This is a genomic window from Amaricoccus solimangrovi (assembly GCF_006385685.1).
In the GTDB taxonomy this organism is placed as follows: Bacteria; Pseudomonadota; Alphaproteobacteria; order Rhodobacterales; family Rhodobacteraceae; genus Amaricoccus; species Amaricoccus solimangrovi.
The window spans coordinates 1-24,073 of sequence record NZ_VFRP01000003.1 but is presented as its reverse complement, the minus strand read 5'-3'; the positions used below and the strand labels follow the sequence as shown (position 1 = coordinate 24,073).

Sequence of the window (24,073 nt, the reverse complement as noted above, 5' to 3'; positions counted from 1 at the left end):
CCGGTCCGCCACCAGGCTGGCGCCCGCCCGCGGGCGTCAGACCGCCTCGGCCAGGGCCTCGGCCGGCCGCTTGCGGAGCCGCAGGAAGGTGAACATGCCGAAGGGCGGGAAGTCGCGCCGCTCGACCACCTCGAGATCCTCGCTCCCGAGCACGCGCTCGATCGGGAAGTCCGAATGCCAGCCGAGCAGGTCGGCGAAGGGGGCGAACCCGCGCTCCAGCCGGGCGAGCGGTCCGTCCTCGCGGGCGAAATGGTTGACGATCACCACCTCGCCGCCGGGCTTGCAGACTCGGGCCATCTCCGCCACCACCTTCTCGGGCTCCGGCACGACGGAGACGAGATACATCGCGACCACGGTGTCGAACGTGTCGTCGGGGAAGTCGAGCGCGCGCGCGTCCATCCGGCGCAGCTCGGTCACGTGGCTCAGCCGCTGTTCCTCGACCTTGGCCCGGGCCTTCTCGAGCATCTCGGGGGAGAAATCGACGCCCGTCACCTCGACCCCGTCCTTGTAATGGCGCAGCGCGAGGCCGGTTCCGACCCCGACCTCCAGCACCTTGCCCTGCCGGGCGTTGACGTGGCTGACCGCCTTGGCCCGTCCGGCGCGCGTGATCGCGCCGAAGGTCTGATCGTAGACCGGAGCCCACCGGCGATAGGAAGCGCCGACTGCCTTCAGTTCCATAAGCTACCCTCGGATTGTTTTGTCTTCGTTCTCAGGGTTCGGATCGGGCCCCTCCCCGGGCCCGTCCCGCGGGTCATCTCCGCCCCGCGCGGTGGTCCCGCGCAGCCGGATCGCGGCGTGGATGAGCGTCGCGACATAGGCGAGCGCCACCAGCACCATCAGCAGCCAGAACCGCGTCGCGGCGAGGCCGACGACGATCGCGGTTCCGATCAGGAGGAAGCGTACCTTGTCGCGCGGGATCCGGATCGCCTTCGGACTGAAGGTCGGCAGCCGGCTGACCATCAGCAGGCCGACGAGGCCGAGCCAGGGGGCGACGAGCGCGGGCAGGTCGCGCGCGTCCCAGAGCCCCGCGAAGGTCGCGAACATCGGCAGCAGCGCGAGCAGCGCGCCGGCCGGGGCGGGGACGCCGACGAAGCGGGGCACCGCGCCGCCGGTCGGCGCGTCGCGGTTCACGTTGAACCGCGCGAGCCTGAGGCAGCAGCAGACGATATAGACGAGGACCAGCACCCAGCCGAGATCGACCGCGTCCGCCAGCGCGAACTGGTAGACGATGATTCCGGGCGCCACCCCGAAATCAAGGAAGTCGCAGAGCGAATCGAGTTCCGCGCCGAAGGGGCTGACGCTGTTCAGCCGTCGCGCCAGGAGCCCGTCCACCCCGTCGAGCGCGGCGGCCACGAGGACCAGCAGGACCGCCAGCGCGTATTTCTCGGCATAGGCGAAGCGGATCGCCGTCAGCCCGGCGCAGAGCCCGATGATGGTCACGAGGCTCGGCAGCAGATGGAGGAAGGGGAGCTTTTCCCGGCGCGGAGAGATCATCGCTCAGCGTACCTCCCCCAGCCGCGCCGGCTCGCTTCCCGCGAGATCGGCGATCACCGTCTCGCCCGCGATCGTGCCTTGCCCGATCGCGACCAGCGGCGCCACGCCATCGGGCAGGTAGACGTCCACGCGGGAGCCGAAGCGGATCATCCCGAAGCGCTGGCCGGTCGCGAGCGTGGCGCCCTCCTTCGTCTCGCAGAGGATGCGCCGGGCGACGAGGCCCGCGATCTGCACCACCGCGATGTCGCGTCCGTCCGCGAGCCGGAGCGCGAGCGCGTTGCGCTCGTTGTCCACGCTCGCCTTGTCGAGCGAGGCGTTCAGGAACTTGCCCGGCCGGTAGGCGACCTTCGTGACGGTGCCCGCGATCGGCGTCCGGTTCACGTGGCAGTCGAAGACGTTCATGAAGACGCTGACCCGGGTCCGCGGCTCCGGCCCGAGGCCGAGTTCCGGCGGGGGCGCGGCCGGTTCGATCAGCGAGACGACGCCGTCGGCCGGGCTGACGAAGAGGCCGGGCCGGGTCGGGGTGACGCGTTTCGGATCCCGGAAGAAGTAGTAGCACCAGACGGTCAGCCCGAGGCCGAGCCAGCCGAGCGGCTCCCACACGAGGAAGAGCAGCAGCGCGACGATACCGAAGACAGGGATGAACTTCCATCCCTCCCGGTGGATCGGCTTCACGACCGTCGAAATCATGTCCATTCGGCGGTCTCTCCGCTCCACCGTTTCCGTTGTGATGGTTAATTAGGGCATGCGAGGCTCCGTTGAAAGCGCCTTGGCGACCTTCGGACGCAACCTCCCGATAACCTTCCCGTGGCAGGCAGGTTCCGTTCGTCGGAGGTGCCGGATGATGATGGCCACTGTCGCGCGCGTGCTCGCGCTCTGCCTCGCGCTCCTCGCGGCCGGCCCGGCCCGCTCCGAGAGCGATCCCGACGCCGCGCTCTGTGAGGCGGCGATCGCGGACGGGGCGCGCCGGGGCGGGGTGCCGGTCGAGGTGCTCCACGCCGTGGCGCTGACCGAGACCGGCCGGAAGTCCTCGGGGCGTATCCGGCCCTATCCATGGGCGATCAACCGCGAAGGCCAGGGCCACTGGTTTCCGGATCGGCAGGCCGCGATCGCCTTCGCGCGCCGGAGCCTCGCGGAGGGGCGCGACAGCTTCGACGTGGGCTGCGCGCAGATCAACTACCGCTGGCATGGCCATGCCTTCCCGAGCCTCGAGGACATGTTCGACCCGCAATGGACCGCGACCTACGCCGCGCAGTTCCTGCGCAACCTCTACGAGGAGCGGGGAAGCTGGTCCGAGGCGGCGGGCGCCTATCACTCGCTGTCGCCGGACCTCGCTGCCGTCTACCGCCAGCGATTCGACCGGATCCTGGCGGGCCTCGGGCCGGAAGACGTGCTCGCGACGCCGGGTCGGGGGTGGCGCGCCGCCGGCGCCCCCCCGGAGACGCGTCGCGCCGGCCGGGCGGAGCGGCGCGCGGGCCGGGCGCGGGCGAAGATGGCCGGCGCGGGTCCGGCCGCGCCGGCCTTGCCCGGCTCGGTCGCGCGCATGCCCGCGGAAGCCGTCGCCGGCGCGATGCCGGGCGCGGGCGGGCGCCCGCTCCTCACCGGCGGACGGCCGCTCACCGGCGCGGCGCGGCCGCTCCTCGTCAGCCCCGGGGCATGGCTCTACTGAGGCGCCGCCCCCGGCGGGCGGTGCTTGTCAACGCTGTCCTCATCCCCTATCTCGCGACCATGGCAATGCTTCGTCCGATCCTGATCCACCCCGACCCCCGGCTCCGCAAGACGGCGGCGCCGGTCAGGGGCGTCGACGCCTCGGTCCGGCAGCTGGCCGACGACATGCTCGCGACCATGTACGACGCGCCCGGGATCGGCCTCGCCGCCACCCAGATCGGCGTGATGAAGCAGGTCTTCGTGATGGATTGCGCCGGCAAGGACGAGACGCCGGATCCGATGGTCTTCCTCAATCCCGAGATCACCTGGGCCTCCGACACGCTCGTCGCGAGCGAGGAGGGGTGCCTGTCGATCCCGGACATCTTCGAGGACGTGACCCGGCCCGACCGGGTGCGGCTGCGCTGGATGGATATCGACGGGCATGTGCGGGAGGAGGAATTCTCCGAACGTCCCGCGACCTGCGTGCAGCATGAACTCGACCATCTGCGCGGCAGGCTCTTCATCGACTACCTGAGCCCGGTCCGTCGCGCGATGATCACCTCCAAGATGAAGAAGCTGAAGCGCGAGAGAGCCCGGGCCTGACCCGCCGCGACCGGAACGGGCGCCGCCCGGCCTCCGGACCGGCCGACCGAACGGAGGCCCGATGCGGCTGATCTTCATGGGCACGCCCGATTTCGCCGTCCCGCCGCTGCGCGCGCTCGTCGAGGCCGGGCATGAGGTCGCCGCCGTCTACACCCAGCCGCCGCGGCCCGCGGGACGCGGACAGAAGCCGCGCCCGAGTCCGGTGGCCCGCGCGGCGGAGGAACTCGGGATCCCGGTCCGCGCGCCGCTGAACTTCCGCGATCCGGCCGAACGCCGCGCCTTCGCCGACATCGGGGCCGAGCTCGCGGTCGTCGTCGCCTATGGGCTGATCCTGCCGCCCGAGGTGCTCGCGGCGCCCGCGCGGGGCTGTTTCAACATCCACGCCTCGCTCCTGCCGCGCTGGCGCGGCGCGGCGCCGATCCAGCGCGCGATCCTCGCCGGCGACGCCGAGACCGGGGTGGCCATCATGGAGATGGAGGCGGGGCTCGACACCGGCCCCGTCTGGCTCGAAGGGGCGATCCGGATCGGGCCGGAGGACACGGCGGGCTGCCTGCACGACCGGCTCTCGATCATGGGGGCGCATCTCATCGTCGAGGCGATCGACCGGATCGACGCGCTGCGTCCGCTGCCGCAGGCCCTCGAGGGGGTGACCTACGCCTCGAAGGTCGACAAGGCGGAGGCGCGCATCGACTGGACCGCCTCCGCGGCCGAGATCGACCGGCGCATCCGCGCCTTTTCGCCTTTCCCGGGCGCCTGGTGCGAGATCTCGGGCGAGCGGGTGAAGCTGCTGGCCTCGGTCCTGGTGCCCGATTCGCCCGGCGGGGCCGCGCCCGGCACCGTGCTCGACGACGCGCTGACGATCGCCTGCGGCGACGGCGCGCTGCGCCTCCTGCGGCTGCAGCGGGCGGGCAAGGGTCCGGCGGCGGCGCAGGATTTCCTGCGCGGCTTCCCGGTCCGGCCGGGCGCGCATCTCGTCTGACCCCGCGGAACTCCGCTTCGGGATTTCCCTTCGCCAGACTGTGATATGGTCTCCGGAACCGGAGGGATATCATGAAGCATGCCAGGGCGTTTCCGCTCGCCCCCGCTGGTCTGGCCCTCGCGCTGGCCTGGGCTTTCCCGTTCGCGGCCGCCGGCGAGGAGGCCCCGATCCGCTTCCGGCACGTCCTTCAGACCGGGCGGGGCCCGGTTCCGGTCAGCATGGAACTCTATCTCGAGGCCGTGAACGACGATGTCATCGCGCTGAAGGTCGCCGGCGACCTCGCCCCCCTCCAGGAGGCGCTGCCCGGACTCCTCTCGAAGGTCGTCGAGGATACCTGTACCCGGCGGATCGGCGTCGAGGTTCAGAGCGTCCGCGCCGAGGTCGATTCGCTGCGCCTTCTCGGCCGCGTCCAGATCATCACCTACCGCTGTCCGGACCCGTCGGATCTCGGGAGCCGCCAGCGGCGCCTCGGCAACATCACGGCGTTCGACGCGCTGGTCGGCGGCAGGATCGAGGACAACTGCCTCGGCGGGGAGGTGGCCGAGCTTTCGCTCGATCCCAAGGGGCTCGTCGGCGGCATCCTGAATCTTCTCGGGCTCAGCGAGCGCATCGCCCGCAGGGCGCGGGAAACGATCAACGAGACCCTCGGGAACGAGATGAAATGCATCGAGCTGCCCGAGAAGCTGAGGATCCTCCACACCAACCTGTCGAGCGGCGGTTTCCGCGATTTCGGGGACGGAAAGATGGGCTTCGTCGTGAAGGGGTCGATCAACGTGCGGGCCGGCAACCTCGTCTCTCTGGTCAAGGTTCTGGCGGAGGAGGGGGAACTGCGCGACTGACGGCGGGGCGGTCCGGCCTATGCCCCGGCCGTCGCCCGGACCGGCTTGAACGGCGCCATGCCGCGCCGGGCGAGTTCGTCGGCCCGCTCGTTCTCCTCGTGGCCCGCGTGGCCCTTCACCCAGTCCCAGCGGATCCGGTGCCGCTCCGCCGCGGTGTCGAGCCGGCGCCAGAGATCCTCGTTCTTCACCGGCTTTCTGTCCGCGGTCTTCCAGCCGTTCCGGCGCCAGCCGTGGATCCACTTCGTGACGCCGTCGCGCAGATAGTTCGAATCCGTGACCAGCGTGAGCTCCGTCGGGCGCGACAGCGCCTCGAGCGCAGAGATCGCGGCCATCAGCTCCATCCGGTTGTTCGTGGTCATCGCCTCGCCGCCCATCAGCTCGCGCGACTTCACGACCTTCCCGGCATCGCGCGCGACGAGAAGCGCGCCCCAGCCGCCGGGCCCGGGATTGCCCGAGCAGGCGCCGTCGGTATAGGCGAAGAGTTCAGCCATGAACCGCCCCGATCAGCAGGCAGGTCATCACCCCCGCCGTCAGCGGCAGGCGCAGCGTCAACCAGTAGTCCGGCGCGACGCCGAGCCGCTGGAACACGATGTCGATCCCCTGCAGCGCCACGAAGCCGAAGGCGAGGAAGACGCAGCTTCGCGCCGGATGCGACTGGATCGCGAAGTAGGACGCGATCACCGGCACGCCAGAGGCGAGGAGCAGCGTCCAGCGCGGCACCCGCGGCGGCGCGGAGGCGAAGCCCCAGAGGCAGCCGCCCATGAAGGCGAGGATCGCCGCCCCGAAGGATTCGAGCACATGGAGGCCCCCGGCGGGCCCGGTCGGCGCGACGCCGAAGGTCGGCAGCGTGCCGGGCGTGGCGAAGAGCAGCGCCACCGCGTAGACGAAGGGCACCAGCCCGAGCCAGCCGATGACCAGCGCGGGCAGCGGAACCCGGCTCATGCGACCTTTTCCCGCAGCACGCGCGGCACCTTGAACTCGACATCCTCGCGCGCGGTCTCGACCAGTTCCTCGGTCACCTCGTAGCGCTCGCGGAAGGCCGCGATCACCTCGTCCACCAGCACCTGCGGCGCCGAGGCGCCGGCGGTGATGCCGACCGCGCGCGCGCCCTCGAGCGCGCGCCAGTCGATGTCCGCGGCGCGCTGCACGAGTTGGGCATAGGCGCAGCCGGCCCTGCGGCCGACCTCGACCAGGCGCTGCGAATTCGAGGAATTCGGCGCGCCGATCACCAGAAGCGCCTCGATCATCGGCGCCATCGCCTTCACCGCCTCCTGGCGGTTGGTGGTGGCGTAGCAGATGTCCTCCCGGCGCGGCCCCGCGATGTTGGGGAAGCGCGCGCGCAGGGCGGCGACGATCTCGGCCGTGTCGTCGAGCGAGAGCGTGGTCTGGGTGATGAAGGCGAGACGGTCGGGATCCTCCGGCGCGAGCCCGGCGACGTCCGCGACCGTCTCCACCAGCGTGACCGCGCCCTCGGGCAGCTGGCCCATCGTGCCGATCACCTCCGGATGGCCCCGGTGGCCGATCATGATCATCCTGAGCCCGTTCTCGTAATGCCGCTCGGCCTCGATATGGACCTTGGAGACGAGGGGGCAGGTGGCGTCGACATAGAGCATCCGCCGCGCCTCGGCCTCCGCCGGCACCGATTTCGGCACCCCGTGGGCGGAAAAGACCACCGGGCGGTCGGGCGGGCAGTCGCCGAGCTCCTCGACGAAGACCGCGCCCTGCGCGCGGAGCGTATCGACCACGTACTTGTTGTGGACAATCTCGTGCCGGACGTAGACCGGCGCCCCCCATTTCCGGAGCGCCATCTCGACGATCTTGATGGCGCGGTCGACCCCGGCGCAGAAGCCCCGGGGCGCGGCGAGATAGAGGGTCAGAGGCTCGGGCATGGTGTCTCGCGGATCATCGGCCCGGCATGGGCCATCCGCGGCAATATAGAGGCGACGGGCGCCGGATGACAGACCCCGGCGGCGCGTCCGTCCCGCTGTCCGGGACGGAGCGATTATCGTCACGCGAGCAGCCGGGCCGCGATCCGGGGCCAAGGGCTCAGTCGTCTTCCTCGGCCAGCACGCTCGCCTGCTGCTGCGCCTGCTCGCCCCGCGGCGGGCGGCCGATCACCTCGCGCAGTTCGTCGAGCTCGATGAAGTTGTCGCACTGGCGCCGCAGTTCGTCGGCGATCATCGGCGGGCTGGAGCGGATCGTCGAGACGACGGAGACGCGCACGCCCTGCCGCTGTAGCGACTCGACCAGCGGCCGGAAATCGCCGTCCCCCGAGAAAAGAACGATGTGATCGACATGCGGCGCCATCTCCATGGCATCGACCGCGAGGTCGATATCCATGTTGCCCTTCACCTTGCGCCGGCCCATCGAATCGGTGAACTCCTTCGCGGGCTTCGTCACCATCGCGAAACCGTTGTAGTTCAGCCAGTCAACGAGCGGCCGGATCGGGGAATATTCCTCGTTCTCGAGAAGCGCGGTGTAATAGAACGCCCGAACCAGCTTCCCGCGACGCATGAATTCCGTGCGCAGGAGCTTGTAATCGATATCGAACCCGAGGGACCTGGCCGCCGCGTAGAGATTCGCACCGTCGATAAACAGCGCGAGGCGCTCATCGCGATAGAACATGCCCTATTTGCCTCCTTGAAAAGATCAACAGCATTCGTATCACTGTCCGGAGGTGGGCGCCCCTCCGGGCAGGCAGTTATATGTCGTTGCTTGCGCGGGCGAAAGCCCCACGAACGGGCAGTCGCCGATCACGCCGCGAGATCCGTCAAAATGCCGAAAAACACGTACCTGATCGCCATGGGAGCCAACCTGCCTTCTCCCGTCGGCGGCCCCGTCGCCACCCTCAGGGCTGCGATCGACCTCCTGGGCAAGGACCATAACATGGTCCTTGGATTCAGCCAATGGTTTAGCACGCCCGCCTTTCCGGCCGGGTCCGGGCCGGACTATGTCAACGCCGCCGCGCGCGTCGAAAGCGACCTCGATCCGGAGGCGTTCCTCGCCCGGCTCCATGCGATCGAGGCGAGTCTCGGGCGGCGGCGGGACCGGCGCTGGGGGCCGCGGGTCTGCGATCTCGATCTGCTCGCGGCCGGCCAGCGGGTGCTGCCCGACCGCGAGACGGTGGAACGCTGGATGAACCTGCCGCCCGGGGAACAGGCGCTGATGGCGCCCGACCGGCTGATCGTCCCCCATCCCCGGCTGCGGGAGCGGGCCTTCGTGCTGGCGCCGCTCGCCGAGGTGGCGGCGGACTGGCGCCATCCGCTGCTCGGCCTCTCGGTGCGCGAGATGCTGGAGGCGCTGCCGGAGGAGGAGCGCGCCTCGGTCCGGCGGCTGCGGCCGCGCGACATCGTGTGAGGCATCTTGTTCCGGGGCGGCGGGCGTGATTTGATGCTCCGAGTGCCTCGGGCGTTTTCGCGACCCCCCTTGCCATCATGGCCGGAGGGGGATACGTAATGTTTTTCCGCGCTCAGGATGATCTGGAGGCTGCCCTATGGCCCGCGTTACCGTTGAAGACTGCGTCGACAAGGTGCCGAACCGGTTCGAGCTCGTGATGCTCGCCGCGCACCGTGCCCGCGCGCTCGCTTCCGGCGTGCCGCTGACCGTGGACCGCGACAACGACAAGAACCCGGTGGTGGCGCTGCGCGAGATCGCGGAGGAGACGCTGACCGCCGACCAGCTGCGCGATTCGGCGATCGAGAGCTTCCAGCGGCAGATCGAGGTCGACGAGCCGGAAGAGGACAACATGGCGCTGCTCATCGGCAACGACGCGCCCGTCGAGGACGACATGTCCGAGGAACGGCTGCTGCGCGCGCTGATGGAAGCGCAGGGCGAGAACTGACGAAGACCCGGGGGCCCGACCGCCATGGCGGAGATGATCCCGGTCAAGCCGGGCCCCGACGGCATCATCCCGGTCACGAGCCTCACGGATCTCGTCCGCTCCTATAATCCCAATTCCAGTTCGGCGCTGCTCGCCGAGGCCTATGAATACGGCCGGGAGATGCATTCCGGCCAGCTGCGCTCCTCGGGCGAGCCCTATTTCAGCCATCCGGTCGCCGTCGCCATGCTGCTCGCCGAGCAGCGGCTCGACGACGCGACGATCATCACCGCGCTGCTGCACGACACGATCGAGGATACGGGCTCGACCTATGGCGCGATCGCCCGCCGCTTCGGGGAGGAGATCGCGCAGCTCGTCGACGGGGTGACGAAGCTCACCAATCTCGAGCTCTCCTCGGTCGAGAACGCGCAGGCGGAGAATTTCCGCAAGCTCCTGATGGCGATGTCGCGCGATCCGCGCGTGCTCCTGGTGAAGCTCGCCGACCGGCTGCACAACATGCGCACGATCCGCCACCTGCGGCCCGAGAAGCAGGCCCGCAAGGCGCGCGAGACGATGGAGATCTTCGCGCCCCTCGCGGGCCGGATGGGCATGCAGTGGATGCGCGACGAGCTCGAGGACATCGGCTTCCGCATCCTCAACCCGGAAGCGCGCAAGTCGATCATCCGCCGCTTCGTCACGCTTCGCAACGACAGCGGCGACGTGATCCCGAAGATCACCGAGGACATCCGCGTCGCGCTCGACCAGGCTGGGGTCGAGGCGGTGGTCTTCGGCCGGGAGAAGAAGCCCTATTCGGTCTGGCGCAAGATGGAGGAGCGCAAGGAAGGCTTCTCGCGCCTCTCGGACATCTACGGCTTCCGCATCATCACCGATTCGGTCGCGGACTGCTACACCGCGCTCGGCGCGGTGCACCGGCGCTGGACGGCGGTGCCGGGGCGGTTCAAGGACTACATCAGCCAGCCGAAGTCGAACGGCTACCGCTCGATCCACACCACGGTCTCGGGCCGCGACGGCAAACGGGTCGAGGTGCAGATCCGCACCGCCGAGATGCACGCGGTGGCCGAGACAGGCGTCGCCGCGCACTGGTCCTACAAGGACGGGGAGCGGTTCGAGAATCCCTTCGCGGTCGATCCGTTCCAGTGGCTCCGCGCGATCACCGAGCGATTCGACGGCAATGAGGATTCGAGCGATTTCCTCGAGCATGTGAAGCTCGAGATGTTCACCGACCACGTCTTCTGCTTCACGCCGAAGGGTGAGGTGGTGAACCTGCCGAAGGGCGCCACGCCGATCGACTTCGCCTATGCGATCCATACGCGGATCGGCGACAGCTGCGTCGGCGCCAAGGTCGACGGGCAGCGCGTGCCGCTCTGGACCAAGCTCAGGAACGGCCAGCAGGTCACGATCATCCGCGCCGAGGGGCAGCGGCCGCAGCCCTCCTGGGAGGACATGGTCGTCACCGGCCGCGCGAAATCCGCGATCCGCCGCTCGATCCGGGGCGAGCAGCGCGCGACCCAGGTGCGGCTCGGCCGCGAGATCGCCCGCGTCAGCCTGGAGCGCGTGGGCAAGAAGGCGACCGACAAGGCGCTCGAGACCGCCGCGCGCCGGCTCGGCCTCGAGGAGGCCGACGACGTGCTGGCCCGGCTCGGCGGCGCGGAGATGACGGGCAAGGATCTGGTCGCCACGCTCTATCCCGAACTGATCCGCGAGGCCGGGCTGCCCCGGACGCCCGATCCGAAGCAGTCGGTCGTCATCGGCCTCGGCTCCGGCCAGACCGCGCATCCCGCGCCCTGCTGCAACCCGATCCCGGGCGAACGGATCGTCGGCATCGCCGTGCGGGGCAAGGGCGTCGTGATCCATGCGATCGACTGCGCGAGCCTCGTCGCCTACGAGGATACGCCCGACCGCTGGATCGACCTGCGCTGGGCCGAAGGCAACGCCCATGCCGAGCATATGGTGCGGATCGAGGTGGTGATGGCGAACGACGCCGGCGTGCTCGGGCGGATCTGCACCCTGCTCGGAGAGCATAGGGCCAACATCACCAACATCGTCTTCGCCGACCGCAAGCCGGATTTCTATCGACTGCTGATAGACGCGGAGGTCAGGGATATGGAACACCTGACGCACATCCTCACGGCGCTCGAAGCCGATTCGGATGTGGCCGAGGCGCGGCGCTACCGCGCGCCCTCGACCGAGGAAGCAGCCGCGGGCGGCTGACGGCTTCGGCGCGGCGGGGCCGTCGCGCCGGTCAGGAAGGGAAGGCGGCGGTCACGCGCGATGGTCTTCAAGCGACGCGACAAGCCGCCGGTGCTGGTCCGGCTGCGCGAATGGGTCTATCCGCGCCGGGGCTACCGGCGCGGGATCGAATATCTCGGGCACAGGGTGCGCCGCCTGCCCGACACGCCGCACCGGATCGCGCTCGGCTTCGCCTGCGGCGCCTTCATCTCCTTCACGCCGCTCTTCGGTCTGCACCTCGTCTGCGGCGTCGGGCTGGCCTGGCTTCTCCGATGCAACGTGATGGCGAGCCTGATCGGCACGCTGGTCGGCAATCCGCTGACCTTTCCCTTCATCGCGGGGCTGAGCCTGACGCTCGGCCGCCGCATCCTCGGCCACGGGGTTTCCGGCCGCGACTTCGGCCGCATCGCCGAGGCCTTCAGCCAGGCGGCGTCCGGGCTCTGGGAAAGCTCGCTCAGCCTCTTCGGCTTCGGCCATCCGCAATGGCAGAAGCTGAGCCTCTTCGTCTACGACATGGCCTGGCCCTACATGGTGGGCGGCCTGCTGCCGGGGATCGTCACCGGCATCGCCTCGTACTACATGGTGCGGCCGATCGTCACCGCCTACCAGGCGCGACGGCGGACGCGGATGCTCCGGCGGGCGAAGACGCGGCTCGACGCCGCGCCGACCCACGCCGGCGAGGCCGAATGAGCGCGGGCTGGCAAGTGGCGCGGCCGGGCGTATAACCTGCGCGCGGCTGACGGAAAGGACCTCTCATCATGACCGGATCAGATGGACGGCTCAGGCTCGGGGTGAACATCGATCACGTGGCGACCGTCAGGAACGCGCGGGGCGGGCCGGTGCCCGACCCGCTGCGCGCCGCGCGGCTCGCCGAGGCGGCGGGCGCCGACGGAATCACCGCGCATCTGCGCGAGGATCGCCGCCACATCACCGACGCCGACATCGAGGCGCTGGCCGCGAACCTCACCCTGCCGCTCAACATGGAGATGGCCGCGACCGAGGAGATGCGCGCGATCGCGCTGCGGCTCCGGCCCCATGCCGTCTGCCTCGTGCCGGAGAAACGCGAGGAGCGCACGACCGAGGGCGGGCTCGACATCCTGCGCGACGAGGCCCGGCTCGCGGATTTCGTCGCGCCGCTCGCCGAGGCCGGCTGCCGGGTCTCGATGTTCATCGCCGCCGACCGGGGCCAGATCGAGGCGGCGCGGCGCATCGGCGCGCCGGTGATCGAGCTTCATACCGGCGCCTATTGCGACGCCGAAGTCGCGGGCGAGACGGCGGCGCGCGACGCGGAACTGGCGCGCATCGTCGAGATGGCCGCCTTCGCGCGCGGGATCGGCCTCGAGGTGCACGCGGGCCACGGGCTCACCTATGACAGCGTCGGCCCGATCGCGGCGATCCCGGAGCTCGCCGAACTCAACATCGGCCATTTCCTGATCGGGGAGGCGATCTTCGTCGGACTCGAGGCCTCGATCCAGCGGATGCGCGCCGCGATGGACGCGGCCCGCGCCCTGGTCCGGAACCGCGCGGACTGACCGCCCCGCCTCCGGAGCGGAAGGGGCATGATCGGGAGGATCGAATGAAAGGCTACTGGCTCATCCTTGGCACCGAGATCACGGACCAGGCCGCGCAGGCGGAATACGGGGCCCTCTGGGCGCCGATCGCGAAGCGGTACGGGGCGCGTCTCGTGAGCGTCTCGGAAGCCGCGCGGCTTCTGGAGGCCCGCGACGCGAGCCGGATGCTGCTCGTCGAGTTTCCGAGCCACGAGGCGGCGCGAGCCTGCTACGAGGATCCCGCTTACGAGGCGGCGCGGGTCTTCGCGGCGAAGGCGGCGAAGCGGAGCCTGGTCCTGCTGCGCGGCGAGCTCGGCTGAACCCCGAAGGCGCTAGCGCGCAGCATCCCCGGGCCGCTCGCGCGCGTCGAGCGTGAGCTGCAGGAAGACGAGGTCCAGCCAGCGGCCGAACTTGGTCCCGACCTGGGGCATGAAGCCGACCCGCGCGAAGCCGAGCCGCTCGTGCAGCGCGATCGAGCCGGCATTGCCCGCCTCGATCCCCGCGACCATCACGTGCTTGCCCAGGTCGCGCGCCTCCGCGATCAGCGCCCGCATCAGCCGCGGGCCGATCCCGGCTCCGCGCGCGTCGGCCCGGACATAGACGGAATGCTCGACCGTGTGGCGATAGCCGTCGAAGGCGCGCCAGTCGCCGAAGGAGGCGTAGCCCGCCACCCGGCCCGCCGGATCGACCGCCACCAGCACCGGATAGCCGGCCGCCCGCCGGCCGCGGATCCAGTCGATCCGGTTGGCCGCGTCGACGGTCGCCTCGTTCCAGATCGCCGTCGTATGCTCCACGGCGTCGTTGTAGATCGCGGCGATGCCCGCCGCGTCGGTTTCCTCCGCCGCCCTGATCGTGATGTCCGCCATCGTGTCTCTCTGGTTGGACCCGGTCCCGCTTGCCGCTAGAACGACCGGACGAACACCCGGCGGGAGCGGCGGCATGATCCTCGGCATCGGCAACGATCTTTGCAATATCGAGCGGATCGGCCGGACTCTCGAACGCTTCGGCGACCGCTTCCTCGACCGGGTCTACACGCCGATCGAACGGGCGACCGCCGAGCGCCGCGCGAACCGGGTGGAGACCTATGCGAAGCGCTGGGCGGCGAAGGAGGCCTGTTCGAAGGCGCTCGGCACCGGGCTCCGGATGGGCATCGTCTGGAGCGACATGGGCGTGGTCAATCTCGCCACCGGCCAGCCGACGCTGATGCTGACCGGCTGGGCCCGGGAGCGCGCCGCCGCGCTCACCCCGCCGGGCCACGTGCCGGTCCTGCACCTGACGCTGACCGACGATCACCCCTGGGCCTACGCCGTCGTCATCCTCGAGGCGATCCCGGATCCCGGGCCGCCGCCGAGCGTGGTGGTGTGACCGCCGGGCCTCACCGGCTCCGCCCGAGGATCAGGGGCAGGGCGACGATCAGGAACAGGATCCGCACCAGGTGGTGGATCGCGACATAGGCCGGATCGTAGCCGAGGCCGAGGCCGATCGCGGCCATGGCTTCGACCCCGCCGGGCGCGAAGGCGACCCAGGCCTGGCCGAGGGGCAGGTCCGTGAGTCGCGCCGCGGTGGCGGCGAAGAGGGCCGAGACGACGGCCGCCGTGCCCGTGGTCGCGACCGCCGCGCCGACGAGCGACAGGATCGCCCGCGCCGAGATGCCCGAGAAGCGCGTGCCGATCACCGAGCCGGTGATCGCGAAACAGCCGAAGATCGCCCAGGGCGGCAGCCGGCCCTCCGCGAGGCCGAGCGCGTGGGCGAGGCCCGAGAGCAGCATGCCGGCGACGAGGAACGAGGCCGGCAGCCCCGCCCGGCCGAGCGGAATGCCGAGGCCGATCGCAAGTGCCACGAGCACCGCGCTCGCGACCAGCCCCATCACGAGCGGCGGGGCCAGCTGCGCCGGGGGCGAGATCGCGAGGAAGATCGCGAGCGGCAGGGCGGAGGCGAGGATGAGCAGCCTGAGGCTCTGCAGGATCACGATGGTGATCATGTCGCCCCGGCCCCCCTGCGCGACGGCGACGGCGTAGGACATCGTGCCGGGGCTCGAAGCCAGCACCGAGGTCGCGAAATCGTAGCGGAACACCCGGCGCAGGATCAGCGCGGCGACCGCGAGCGTCGCGACCAGCGAGAGGCAGAGCAGACCGAGGCTCGTCGCCCAGGTGGCGACGTCATGCAGGATGCTCGGCTTGATGCCGGACCCGAGCGAGACCCCGATCCCGGCGAAGGCGATCTCGCGCGGGAGCGGCGGCACCGCCACCCTGATCCCGTTCCAGGCCGCGATCGAGACGGCGAGGCTCGAGCCGATCAGCGCGCCGGCGGGCAGGCCCGCCGCCGCGGCGAGCGCGGCCCCCGCCCCGCCGATCGCGAGCGTGCGGAGCGGGAGCGCGAAGGCGTCATTCATCTTCGGCGACGGCCGCGAACCGGCGGGAGCGGCGCGACAGCCAGATCGGCACCACGACCACCGCGACCGCGAGCGCGTAGAGCACGAGGCTGTCCACCGTCGAGAACAGGATCCGCCAGTCGCCGCCGGAGATCGAGAGCGCGCGGCGCAGGTTGTTCTCGAACAGGCTGCCGAGCACGAAGCCGAGGATGACGGGCGCGAGCGCGAAGTCGAGCTTGCGCAGGATCCAGCCGAAGACGCCGAGACCGATGATCATGTAGAGGTCGAACGGATTGCCCACGATCGAATAGATGCCGATGAAGGCCAGAATGGCAATGAGCGGCGTCAGGTAGTGCTGCGGGATCGTCAGCATCCGGGCGAAGAGCCCGACCAGCGGCAGGTTCAGCACCAGAAGCGCGACATTGCCGATGTACATCGATGCGATCAGGCCCCAGGCGATCTCCGGCCGCTGCGCGAAGAGCATCGGCCCCGGCGTCACATTGAACATCAGGAGCGCGCCGAGCAGGATCGCCGTGGTGCCCGATCCCGGGATGCCGAGCGTCAGCATCGGCACCAGCGCGCCGCCGGCGGAGCCGTTGTTCGCCGCCTCGGGCGCCGCGAGGCCCCGGATGTCGCCCTTGCCGAAATTCGCGCCGCCCGCGCCCGCCATCCGCTTCTCGGTGCCATAGGCGACCGCCGAGGCGACCGAGGCGCCGGTGCCGGGCAGCACGCCGATGATGAAGCCGATCAGCGAGGAGCGCAGGATGGTCCATTTCGTCCGGGCGAGATCGGCCCAGGTGACGAAGCTCTTGTCGATCGGCACGGTGGAGAGCCGGCCCCGGACCTGGCTTTCCACGAGGTGGAAGAGTTCCGCCATGCCGAAGAGGCCGATCACCACGATCAGGAAATCGATCCCGGCGAGCAGGTCGGGAATGCCGAAGCTGTAGCGCTGCACGCCGGTATTCGCATCGACGCCGACGGTCGCGAGCATCAGCCCGATCAGCGCGCCGATCAGCGTCTTGACCGGGCTGGAGCCGACCAGCGAGGCGAGGCAGGCGAAGGCGAAGACCATGAGCGCGACGTAGTCCGAGGGCTGGAACTTCACGCCGAAACTCGCGAGCACCGGCCCGAAGAGCGACATCAGCACCACCGAGACCGTGCCGCCGACGAAGGAGGCGACGGCGGAGAGCGACAGCGCCTTGCCCGCCTGGCCGTTCCTGGCCATCGGGTTGCCGTCGAGCGTCGTCATCACCGCGCCGGCGTCGCCGGGCACGTTCAGCAGGATCGACGAGATCCGGCCGCCGTATTCGGCGCCGTAATAGATGCCCGCGAGCAGGATCAGCGCCGATTCCGGCGGAAAGCCGAGCCCGTAGGCGATCGGCAGCAGGATGGCGACGCCGTTGATCGGGCCGATGCCGGGCAGGGCGCCGATCAGCGTGCCGGCGAAGCAGCCGCCGAGCACCAGCATCAGGTTGAACGGGGTCAGGGCGACCGAGAAGCCGGTGCCGAGCCCGGAGAGCACTTCCATCATCGGAAAGGGTCCTTCAGAGCCGGGGCAGCGGGCCGGCCGGCAGATTGAGGTCGAGCAGCCCCACGCAGAGCAGGTAGCCGCCGGCGCCGATCAGCACGCCGAAGAGCGCCGCGCGCGGCCAGGCGGCGCCGAGCAGGCGCGAGGTGATCGCCGCGAAGAGCGCGGTCGAGAGGATGAATCCGAGCGGCTGGAACAGCACCGCGTAACCGACCAGCAGCGCCAGCACGAGCGCGAGCCGCGCCCAGCTGGGGCCGTCCACGTCGAAATCCCGCGTGGCCGGGCGCCAGAGCAGCCCGATCAGGCAGAGGAGCATCGCGACCGAGAGCAGCCGCGGCCAGGCTTCCGGGCCGAGAGGGTCGTACTGGAACGGCGCGGAAATGACGAAGAAGGCGAGCGCGCCGTAGATCAGCGTGACGACGGCGAGCGCCGCGGCGAAGATCCGGTCAGGCATGGGAACCTCGGGAAAGATGGGCCGCCGCGCGGGCGGGGGAAGGATCGGCCGGCGCGGTCCGGGACTTGCGCGCCCCCGCGCCGGCCGGAGGCGTCAGTTGGCGATGAGCCCGGTCTCGACGGCGAGGTCGTGAAGCTGGCGGGTCTGCTCGCGCACCGCCGCGTCGAATTCCTTGCCCGACAGGTTCAGCGGCAGCAGGCCCTTCTCGGCCTGCGCCTTGTGGAACTGGTCGCTGGCATGGGCCTTCTCGAAGACGGCGACCCAGGCCTGGAAATCCTCGTCCGGGACGTCCTTGCCCATGTAGAAGCCGCGCATGATCGGCCAGGTCGCGTCGTAGCCCTGTTCCTTCAGCGTCGGCACCTCGTCGAAGGGCGGGTCCAGCCGCTCGTCGGACATGACGCCGAGGATGCGCAGGCTGCCGTCCATATGCGCGGACATCTCGCCGATATCGCCGGTATAGGCCTGGATGGCGCCGCCGATCAGGCCCGCGAGCGCCTCCCCGCCGCCGTCGAAGGCCACGTAGCGCATCTTGCGCGGGTCACCTTCGACCGCCTTCAGGAGCAGCGCCGCCTTCATCCAGTCCTGCGAGCCGACCGACCCGCCCGCGCCGACCGTGACGCTGGCCGGATCGTCCTTGAGCGCCGCCATCAGGTCGCCGAGCGTCTGATAGGGGCTGTCCGCGCGCACGATCACAGCGCCGTAATCCGTCCCCGCCGTCGCGAGCCAGCGCGCGTCGTCGACCGTCCATGCGCCGTACTTGCCGGTGACGAGATTGAGCAGCGACCCGGTCGAGAAGGCGACGATGGCGTTCGGATCGTCGGTGCGGGTGGTGTTGAACATGTTGAACGCCACCGCGCCGATGCCGCCCGGCATGAAGGAGACTTCCAGCGGCCGGTCGAACAGCCCTTCGAGACCCTGCTGCGCCACGCGGCAGGTGAGGTCGAAGCCGCCGCCGGGCTGGGCGGGGGCGATGCATTCGGGCCGGTCGATCTCGGCGGCCGCGGGCAGGGCGAGCGTGGCCGCGAAGGCCGCGGCGAGGGCGAGAGAGGTGAACTTGGACAAGGGTTCCTCCGGATCTTCTCTTGATCTTTTCGTTGCAAGGCTCCCGACGGAGCGGGCCTTCCGCCCTGACTAGAGGGGAAACCTGTCATGAGCCTGTCGCATGGCTTTCCCGCCCGGCGCGCCGGGGATATGCTCCGCCCCGTGACCGACCCGCGGTCGAACAAGCGGGCGGAAGGGGTTGGAATGCGTGTCTTGCTGCTCGAGGATGCCCTGGATGTCGCGGAGGCGGTGGAGGCGAGTTTCTCCCGGCGCGGCGACGCGGTGGACCACGCCGCGCGCGTCGCCGATGCGCTGGAACTGATCGCGGTGCAGGATTACGACGTCGCCATCCTCGACGTCGGCCTGCCGGACGGCAGCGGCACCGACGTGCTCGCCGCGCTGCGGGCGGCGGCCAGCCCGACCTTCGTGCTGATGCTGACCGCGCGCTCCAAGGTGGACGATCGCGTCTCCGCGCTCGACGAGGGCGCCGACGACTACCTCGTGAAGCCCTTCGACCTGCGCGAGCTGCACGCGCGGGTGCGCGCGCTGACGCGGCGGGCGGGGGAGTCGCGCGCCGCGCTGATCGAATTCGGCGACATCGTCTTCGACCCCGCGCAATGCGCGCTCAGCGTCCAGGGCGTGCCGGTCACCCTCACCCGGCGCGAATTCAGCCTGCTCGAGATCATGCTGGCGAACCGCGGCCGGGTGATCCCGAAGGAGCGGATCCTCGACCGCATGTTCTCCTTCAACGAGGAGGAGGTGGGCGTGAACGCGGTCGAGACCTATGTCGCGCGCCTGAGACGCAAGCTCGAAGGCAGCAGCGTCTCGATCCGGACGCTGCGCGGCCTCGGATACCAGCTCGTTGCCGAGCGTTGACGGACCGGCGGCGCCGCTCGATCCGCCGCGCAGCGTCTCGCTGACCGCGCGGCTCGCCGGGGCGCTCGCCCTCCTGCTCGCCGCGGGCGGCCTGCTCGTCGCGGCGCTCGCCTTCGCCTATGGCCGGGGCGCGGCCCGGCAGGCCTATGACCGGCTCCTCGTCGGCGCCGCGCGCCAGATCGCCGATTCGACGGCGCCGCGGGACGGGGCGATCAGCGTCGACCTGCCGGTCAGCGCGTTCGAACTCCTGGCGCTCGCCCCCGACGACCGGGTGATCTACGCGGTCTTCGCCCCGGACGGACGCATCGTCACCGGCTACGACCTGCCCCGGCCGGAACCGGGGTTCGAGGGTTTCTACAACGGCGATTTCGGCGGCGAGCCCGCGCGCTTCGTGGTGACGGACCGCCTCTTCGCCGAGCGCGACCTGAGCGGGCCGGTCGCGGTCGTCGTCGGTCAGACCACCCGCGCGCGAGGCGAGCTTGCCCGCGACATCACCGAGCACGCGCTCGTGCTCGTGGCGCTCGCGGGCCTGCTGATGACCGCGCTCGCCGCCTTCGCCGCGCGCTCCGCGCTGGAACCGCTGCGGCGGATCGAGCGGGCGATCGCGGGGCGGCCACCAACGGACCTGACCCCGATCGGCACGCCGGTCCCGCGCGAGATCGCCGGGCTCACCGGCGCGCTCAACCGCTTCATGGACCGGATCAGCCGCCAGAGCGCGGCGACGCGCACGCTGATCGCCGATGCCTCGCACCAGCTGCGGACCCCGATCGCCGCGCTGCGCGCCCAGGCAGAACTCGCGGCGGAGGAACCCGACCCCGCCCGGCAGCGAGCGATCGTCGGGCGGATCCACGACCGCTCCGTGACGCTGAGCCGCCTCGCGGACCAGCTCCTGAACCACGCGCTCATCATCCACCGCGCCGACGCGGTCCCGCGCGAGCGGCTCGACCTGCGCGAAGTGGCGATCCGCGCGACCGGGGAGGCCGACCGCGACCTCTTCGCCTCGGCCGCGGAGCTTCATCTCGATCTGCCGGAGGAGGAGGTGCCCTGCCTCGGCGACGCGCTGTCGCTGGTCGAGGCCTGCAAGAACCTGCTCTTCAACGCGCTCCGCCACGGCAGGCCACCGGTCACCGTCTCCGTCCGCGCCGAGGCCGGCCGGGCCGTGCTCGCGGTGGAGGACGCGGGGCCGGGCATGCCGAGGGAGCACTGGGCGGACGCGACGACGCGCTACGCGCGGGGCGCCGGCGTCTCGGCGCGGAGCGCCGGGCTCGGGCTCGCGATCGTCGACGCGGTCGCGCGCGCCCACGACGGCGCGCTACGCTTCGGACACACGGGCGAGGGGCATTTCATCGTCGCGCTGGAACTGCCCGGGGTGGTGCGATGAGGCGGGCCGTTCTCGCCTGCGCCGTCCTGGCGGGCCTCGGCTCCGGCGCGGCCGCCCAGCCGGGGCCGGAGGCCGTCGCGCGCTATGGCGCGGCCGACGCGGCCCATCCGATCCTGATCCAGGGCGCGCTCGACATCCCCGCCTTCGCACCGGCGCTCGAGGCCTTCGTCGCCTCCCATCCGGCGGTCGCGGTGACGCTCGAGCAATGGAACACCAACGATCTCTTCGCGGCGATGACGGTCGCCTGCGCGGGCGCCGCGCCGGTCCCGGACCTTGTGATCTCCTCGGCGGTCGACCAGCAGGTGAAGCTCGTCAACGACGCCTGCGCCCAGCCATATCGCTCGGCCGGGACCGCGGCGCTGCCGCCGGAACGCAACTGGCGCGACGAGCTCTTCGGCCTGACCTCGGAGCCCGCGGTGATGGTCTACAACCGCGCGCTGCTGCCGCCGGGCGACGCCCCCGCCTCGCGTTTCGACCTGCTCGACCTGCTGCGCCGCGAGGATGGCGTCTATGCCGGCCGGATCGCCACCTACGATATCGAGCGATCCGGCATCGGCTATCTCTTCGCCTTCCTCGATTCGATCCAGGCGACGACCTTCGGCGGGCTGATCGAGGCCTTCGGCCGGGCCCGCGTCGTCGCCACCTGCTGTTCGGCGGAGATCGTCGACGCGGTCGCGCGGGGCGAATACCTCGTCGCGTACAATATCCTCGGTCCCTATGCGATGGTGCGGGCGGCGACCAACCCGGATCTCGCGGTGGTGACGCCCTCCGACTACACGCTCGTCCTGTCGCGCGGAGCCTTCATTCCGAAGGGCGCGCGCGACCCCGGCGCGGCGGGCGCGTTCGTCGATTTCCTGCTCTCCGAACCGGGACGGCGAGCGCTGGCCGAGACCTATCTCACCCCCGGCCCCGGAAATCCGCCCGAGGACGCGCAGTTCACCCGCCCGATCCCGCTCTCGCCCGTCCTGCTCGTCGGCCTCGACCGGCAGAAGCGCGCGCGGCTTCTGGCGCTCTGGCGGGAGACCTTTCCGGAAACGCGCTGAGGGGGAGCAACTGGCGGCTGGTCGGGGCGACTGGATTCGAACCAGCGACCTACGGTACCCAAAACCGTTCAACCTAACTGAGGGCATTCGGTCTTTTCGCAAACCGAGGCTGGGTCAGACATCCGTAAATCAATGAGTTACAGGCCGTTTGCAAACCGGGTCAGGGCTGCGGCGCCGGAAGGTATGCGCCAAAAAAAGGGCCGAGCCACAATGACCCGGCCTAGTCAGGGAGGAAACGCCCTGTGCTGGGCGGATATGGTGCAATGCACCATAAACGATGTTTTTACGCTGCATTGCAGCAAAGTCAAGCAATAACGCTATTGGACTGAAGAATCATGCCGCGAAGACTGTTGCGTGATTGGCATACATCTATCTCCTCTCCAGGAGATTATGGGATGCCAACTCAGTTATGCCGCAGGTGATGCCATTCGTGAGGGCGTGGCCTCCGCCTTCAGCCCGTCACCGGAAGCTGATCCCCGGCGCCCGTGCCGACGGCGCGGCCTTCGCCGCCAGGCTGCCTCCCGTGGCCACCTCATCGGGCTCGGGCCTACCGCGCCTCGAAGACGACCGCGTCCTCCTCGATCGTGGCAACGACGTCGATCGTGTCGATCGTCTCCGGATCGATGGCGGTCGGATCCGTGGATAGCACCACGAAGTCGGCGAGCTTGCCGGGCTCGATCGAGCCTTTCGTGGTGTCCTCGAAGTGTTGCCATGCCGGCCATATGGTGGCGAGTTACCTCATCTCGGCTCTTTGGGCGCTCGGGGCGGTTCAAAGCCGAAGGCGAGCTTCCCCCACCGGAAGCTATGCGCCGGCCGTCCACTTTCCCAATCGCTTTGCGACCCAGACTAATCGGGGGAGTTGTATCGTTGCTCCGGTTGGTCCAATGCTCCCCCCGAAGATCTTGGGGAGCCACCACGATGATGTGGACAAAGGAAGCCTTCGCAATCGCAGCAGCCAGATGTGAGGCTGGCAGGCTCGTGCGCAAGCACGGTCTGGCTATGGCCGTGGCGTTAGGCCGGGTCAAGTACGCCGGAAATGCGCTCCGGATCTTCGAGCTGAACGCGGAGGCCGAGGCGCGCGGGGCGACGCAGGACGAGCTTTCATGACGAGTGAGCGGCCGCGTAGCTCGAGCACGAGGCGTGAACGGCGGACCTCGATCGTCCGCGCGTTCGCAAAATCCCGTTGGTCGAATCGGTGCCGGTGCCTTTAACTGCGCGACGCCCCCTCACCGCATTTATATCTTTGGCCTGGGGTAAATCTGAATGCTTTCAAATAAACGAATATTTCGTTGCGGAACTTGCGGCCACCATATGCGCCTTGGCGCCGAGGCCTGCGGAGCGTGTTACGCGACATCGCCTCTCTGGAATCGAACGCACTTCTGGATCATCTGTGGCGGCGCGGCGGTGGTCGTGCTCGCGCTTCCGTTTCTGCTGCTGTAGGCGAGGCCCTGGGCAGATCCGACTAGCTATTGACGCGCCTGCGAAGAAGCGGATCTGCTCGCGCAGCCAGCCGCCCGGGCACCTCTGCCGGATGCCTGGTCAGGTCCCCGGCGCGGGTTGAGCAGTCGCGCCGGGGGCCGGTTGCTAGCTCACGGCCCCGAAATCCACGGACCAGAGATCACGATCGTGTAATTGACACGTTGTACGAGTGCATGGTACGAAATCTGAGTCGTTGCGGATATATATCCATAAAACGGCAATAATATAAAAATATAAGATCAAAAGGGAAGGGATCCACATGCCTACCGCCAGCATAGGTGTGCGTCGTTACAATGGACCTTTGATTGCTCCCGATCTGTTATCCGGCCAGAATACCTTGCTGCTTTCAACGTTCAGCGCGCAGACCACGGGAACCCTCGCCGACAACGAAGGCACACTGAGCAACGCTGACAGCGGAATCAGCACTTTCGACGGAAATTCTCTGACCTATGTCGGCAGCGGCACGGTTCAGGCGGGAATTAGCGTCGCCGGCGTCATCGTTCCAACCGGTCCGGCGGTGGATGTCGTGGTGTTCGACGCGGGCGGGGAGACCTACTTCCATTTCCCCGACGGACCGCCAACGGCGCTCTCGGCGGTCGCGATGATCGTCACCATCGACAGCGACCCCTACGAGGTGTTCCCCAACCCCTATCTGGGCGACGCGGCCGTCAACACTTTTCACGGCGACAACTTCGCCAACATCATGACGGGCGAGGGCAAC

Annotated in this window: 29 protein-coding genes; 16 read left to right on the top strand and 13 right to left on the bottom strand. The window is 69.7% G+C overall.

Annotation, left to right across the window (positions count from 1 at the left end; genetic code table 11):
• Nucleotides 1–36: 36 nt before the first annotated feature.
• Genes FJM51_RS04675 through FJM51_RS04665 form a run of 3 tightly spaced genes read right to left on the bottom strand, consistent with a single transcriptional unit; the run spans nt 37 to nt 2,211 of the window.
• Complete coding sequence (locus FJM51_RS04675; protein ID WP_140452961.1) at nt 37–678, bottom strand: class I SAM-dependent methyltransferase; 642 nt, start codon at nt 676–678, stop codon at nt 37–39.
• Nucleotides 679–681: 3 nt separating this feature from the next.
• Nucleotides 682–1,494, bottom strand: coding sequence for a CDP-alcohol phosphatidyltransferase family protein (locus tag FJM51_RS04670; protein WP_140452960.1), 813 nt, complete (start codon nt 1,492–1,494; stop codon nt 682–684).
• Nucleotides 1,495–1,497: 3 nt separating this feature from the next.
• Nucleotides 1,498–2,211, bottom strand: a complete 714-nt coding sequence (locus tag FJM51_RS04665) for a phosphatidylserine decarboxylase (RefSeq protein WP_267901367.1) — start codon at nt 2,209–2,211, stop codon at nt 1,498–1,500.
• A gap of 124 nt (nt 2,212–2,335) precedes the next feature.
• Here FJM51_RS04665 and FJM51_RS04660 point away from each other — a divergent pair, with 124 nt between their 5' ends.
• The 4 genes from FJM51_RS04660 to FJM51_RS04645 all read left to right on the top strand — a co-directional run bounded on the left by FJM51_RS04660 (nt 2,336) and on the right by FJM51_RS04645 (nt 5,562).
• Nucleotides 2,336–3,163: a lysozyme family protein gene (locus FJM51_RS04660; protein ID WP_140452958.1), complete on the top strand. Its 828-nt coding sequence runs from the start codon at nt 2,336–2,338 to the stop codon at nt 3,161–3,163.
• 65 nt (nt 3,164–3,228) lie between these two features.
• Complete coding sequence (def, locus tag FJM51_RS04655) at nt 3,229–3,744, top strand: peptide deformylase (RefSeq protein ID WP_140453247.1); 516 nt, start codon at nt 3,229–3,231, stop codon at nt 3,742–3,744.
• A gap of 61 nt (nt 3,745–3,805) precedes the next feature.
• Nucleotides 3,806–4,723, top strand: a complete 918-nt coding sequence (gene fmt / locus FJM51_RS04650; protein WP_140452957.1) for a methionyl-tRNA formyltransferase — start codon at nt 3,806–3,808, stop codon at nt 4,721–4,723.
• Nucleotides 4,724–4,794: 71 nt separating this feature from the next.
• Entirely contained in the window at nt 4,795–5,562 is a 768-nt protein-coding gene (locus FJM51_RS04645) for a hypothetical protein (RefSeq protein ID WP_140452956.1), read from the top strand.
• Between the two features lie 17 nt (nt 5,563–5,579).
• Here the strand turns inward: FJM51_RS04645 and rnhA are convergent, their stop codons facing one another.
• From rnhA to FJM51_RS04625, 4 genes are all read right to left on the bottom strand, one after another.
• A complete protein-coding gene (gene rnhA, locus FJM51_RS04640) occupies nt 5,580–6,053 on the bottom strand; it encodes a ribonuclease HI (RefSeq protein ID WP_140452955.1) in 474 nt (157 codons plus the stop codon).
• Nucleotides 6,046–6,504 carry a DUF3429 domain-containing protein gene (locus tag FJM51_RS04635; RefSeq protein ID WP_140452954.1) on the bottom strand — a complete coding sequence of 153 codons (459 nt, stop codon included), beginning with the start codon at nt 6,502–6,504 and terminating at the stop codon, nt 6,046–6,048. The genes rnhA and FJM51_RS04635 overlap by 8 nt, the downstream gene beginning before the upstream one ends.
• The gene (gene ispH, locus FJM51_RS04630; RefSeq protein WP_140452953.1) at nt 6,501–7,451 is read right to left on the bottom strand and encodes a 4-hydroxy-3-methylbut-2-enyl diphosphate reductase; all 951 of its coding nucleotides are present in this window, start codon (nt 7,449–7,451) and stop codon (nt 6,501–6,503) included. The genes FJM51_RS04635 and ispH overlap by 4 nt, the downstream gene beginning before the upstream one ends.
• Nucleotides 7,452–7,608: 157 nt before the next feature.
• Nucleotides 7,609–8,187 carry a LabA-like NYN domain-containing protein gene (locus tag FJM51_RS04625; protein WP_140452952.1) on the bottom strand — a complete coding sequence of 193 codons (579 nt, stop codon included), beginning with the start codon at nt 8,185–8,187 and terminating at the stop codon, nt 7,609–7,611.
• 150 nt (nt 8,188–8,337) lie between these two features.
• On the opposite strand from FJM51_RS04625, the gene folK reads away from it, so the two are divergent.
• The 6 genes from folK (at nt 8,338) to FJM51_RS04595 (ending at nt 13,499) form a co-directional block, all read left to right on the top strand.
• Nucleotides 8,338–8,919: a 2-amino-4-hydroxy-6-hydroxymethyldihydropteridine diphosphokinase gene (gene folK / locus FJM51_RS04620; protein ID WP_140452951.1), complete on the top strand. Its 582-nt coding sequence runs from the start codon at nt 8,338–8,340 to the stop codon at nt 8,917–8,919.
• A gap of 136 nt (nt 8,920–9,055) precedes the next feature.
• Entirely contained in the window at nt 9,056–9,403 is a 348-nt protein-coding gene (gene rpoZ, locus FJM51_RS04615; RefSeq protein WP_140452950.1) for a DNA-directed RNA polymerase subunit omega, read from the top strand.
• 63 nt (nt 9,404–9,466) lie between these two features.
• Entirely contained in the window at nt 9,467–11,611 is a 2,145-nt protein-coding gene (locus FJM51_RS04610) for a RelA/SpoT family protein (RefSeq protein ID WP_438502747.1), read from the top strand.
• Nucleotides 11,612–11,671: 60 nt separating this feature from the next.
• Nucleotides 11,672–12,319 carry a DUF2062 domain-containing protein gene (locus FJM51_RS04605; protein WP_140452949.1) on the top strand — a complete coding sequence of 216 codons (648 nt, stop codon included), beginning with the start codon at nt 11,672–11,674 and terminating at the stop codon, nt 12,317–12,319.
• Between the two features lie 68 nt (nt 12,320–12,387).
• Nucleotides 12,388–13,161 (top strand): pyridoxine 5'-phosphate synthase, encoded by a 774-nt coding sequence (locus FJM51_RS04600; protein ID WP_140452948.1) that lies wholly within the window; start codon nt 12,388–12,390, stop codon nt 13,159–13,161.
• 44 nt (nt 13,162–13,205) lie between these two features.
• The gene (locus FJM51_RS04595) at nt 13,206–13,499 is read left to right on the top strand and encodes a DUF1330 domain-containing protein (protein ID WP_140452947.1); all 294 of its coding nucleotides are present in this window, start codon (nt 13,206–13,208) and stop codon (nt 13,497–13,499) included.
• Nucleotides 13,500–13,511: 12 nt separating this feature from the next.
• On the opposite strand, the gene FJM51_RS04590 is transcribed toward FJM51_RS04595, so the two are convergent.
• Nucleotides 13,512–14,045, bottom strand: a complete 534-nt coding sequence (locus FJM51_RS04590; protein WP_181164445.1) for a GNAT family N-acetyltransferase — start codon at nt 14,043–14,045, stop codon at nt 13,512–13,514.
• A gap of 73 nt (nt 14,046–14,118) precedes the next feature.
• Between FJM51_RS04590 and acpS the strand changes: the two genes are divergently transcribed.
• On the top strand, nt 14,119–14,544 hold the full coding sequence (acpS, locus tag FJM51_RS04585) for a holo-ACP synthase (protein WP_140452946.1): 426 nt from the start codon (nt 14,119–14,121) through the stop codon (nt 14,542–14,544).
• Nucleotides 14,545–14,554: 10 nt separating this feature from the next.
• Here the strand turns inward: acpS and FJM51_RS04580 are convergent, their stop codons facing one another.
• The 4 genes from FJM51_RS04580 to FJM51_RS04565 form a co-directional block, all read right to left on the bottom strand.
• Nucleotides 14,555–15,571: an AbrB family transcriptional regulator gene (locus FJM51_RS04580; protein WP_140452945.1), complete on the bottom strand. Its 1,017-nt coding sequence runs from the start codon at nt 15,569–15,571 to the stop codon at nt 14,555–14,557.
• Complete coding sequence (locus FJM51_RS04575) at nt 15,564–17,081, bottom strand: tripartite tricarboxylate transporter permease (RefSeq protein WP_140452944.1); 1,518 nt, start codon at nt 17,079–17,081, stop codon at nt 15,564–15,566. Before FJM51_RS04575 ends, FJM51_RS04580 begins: the two co-directional genes overlap by 8 nt.
• 13 nt (nt 17,082–17,094) lie before the next feature.
• The gene (locus FJM51_RS04570; RefSeq protein ID WP_140452943.1) at nt 17,095–17,532 is read right to left on the bottom strand and encodes a tripartite tricarboxylate transporter TctB family protein; all 438 of its coding nucleotides are present in this window, start codon (nt 17,530–17,532) and stop codon (nt 17,095–17,097) included.
• 93 nt (nt 17,533–17,625) lie between these two features.
• Nucleotides 17,626–18,594 carry a Bug family tripartite tricarboxylate transporter substrate binding protein gene (locus FJM51_RS04565; protein WP_140452942.1) on the bottom strand — a complete coding sequence of 323 codons (969 nt, stop codon included), beginning with the start codon at nt 18,592–18,594 and terminating at the stop codon, nt 17,626–17,628.
• 183 nt (nt 18,595–18,777) lie between these two features.
• Between FJM51_RS04565 and FJM51_RS04560 the strand changes: the two genes are divergently transcribed.
• Genes FJM51_RS04560 through FJM51_RS04550 form a run of 3 tightly spaced genes read left to right on the top strand, consistent with a single transcriptional unit; the run spans nt 18,778 to nt 21,873 of the window.
• Complete coding sequence (locus FJM51_RS04560; protein WP_140452941.1) at nt 18,778–19,449, top strand: response regulator transcription factor; 672 nt, start codon at nt 18,778–18,780, stop codon at nt 19,447–19,449.
• Nucleotides 19,436–20,830, top strand: a complete 1,395-nt coding sequence (locus FJM51_RS04555) for a sensor histidine kinase (protein ID WP_140452940.1) — start codon at nt 19,436–19,438, stop codon at nt 20,828–20,830. The genes FJM51_RS04560 and FJM51_RS04555 overlap by 14 nt, the downstream gene beginning before the upstream one ends.
• Entirely contained in the window at nt 20,827–21,873 is a 1,047-nt protein-coding gene (locus FJM51_RS04550; protein ID WP_140452939.1) for an ABC transporter substrate-binding protein, read from the top strand. The genes FJM51_RS04555 and FJM51_RS04550 overlap by 4 nt, the downstream gene beginning before the upstream one ends.
• A 547-nt stretch (nt 21,874–22,420) precedes the next feature.
• Here FJM51_RS04550 and FJM51_RS04545 read toward each other — a convergent pair.
• Nucleotides 22,421–22,597: an amidohydrolase family protein gene (locus FJM51_RS04545; RefSeq protein WP_233712994.1), complete on the bottom strand. Its 177-nt coding sequence runs from the start codon at nt 22,595–22,597 to the stop codon at nt 22,421–22,423.
• A 194-nt stretch (nt 22,598–22,791) separates the two neighbouring features.
• Between FJM51_RS04545 and FJM51_RS04540 the strand changes: the two genes are divergently transcribed.
• Both FJM51_RS04540 and FJM51_RS04535 read left to right on the top strand, forming a co-directional pair.
• Nucleotides 22,792–22,980: a hypothetical protein gene (locus FJM51_RS04540; RefSeq protein ID WP_140452938.1), complete on the top strand. Its 189-nt coding sequence runs from the start codon at nt 22,792–22,794 to the stop codon at nt 22,978–22,980.
• Between the two features lie 631 nt (nt 22,981–23,611).
• Nucleotides 23,612–24,073: hypothetical protein (locus tag FJM51_RS04535; protein WP_140452937.1), on the top strand; the 462-nt coding region annotated here is incomplete at its 3' end.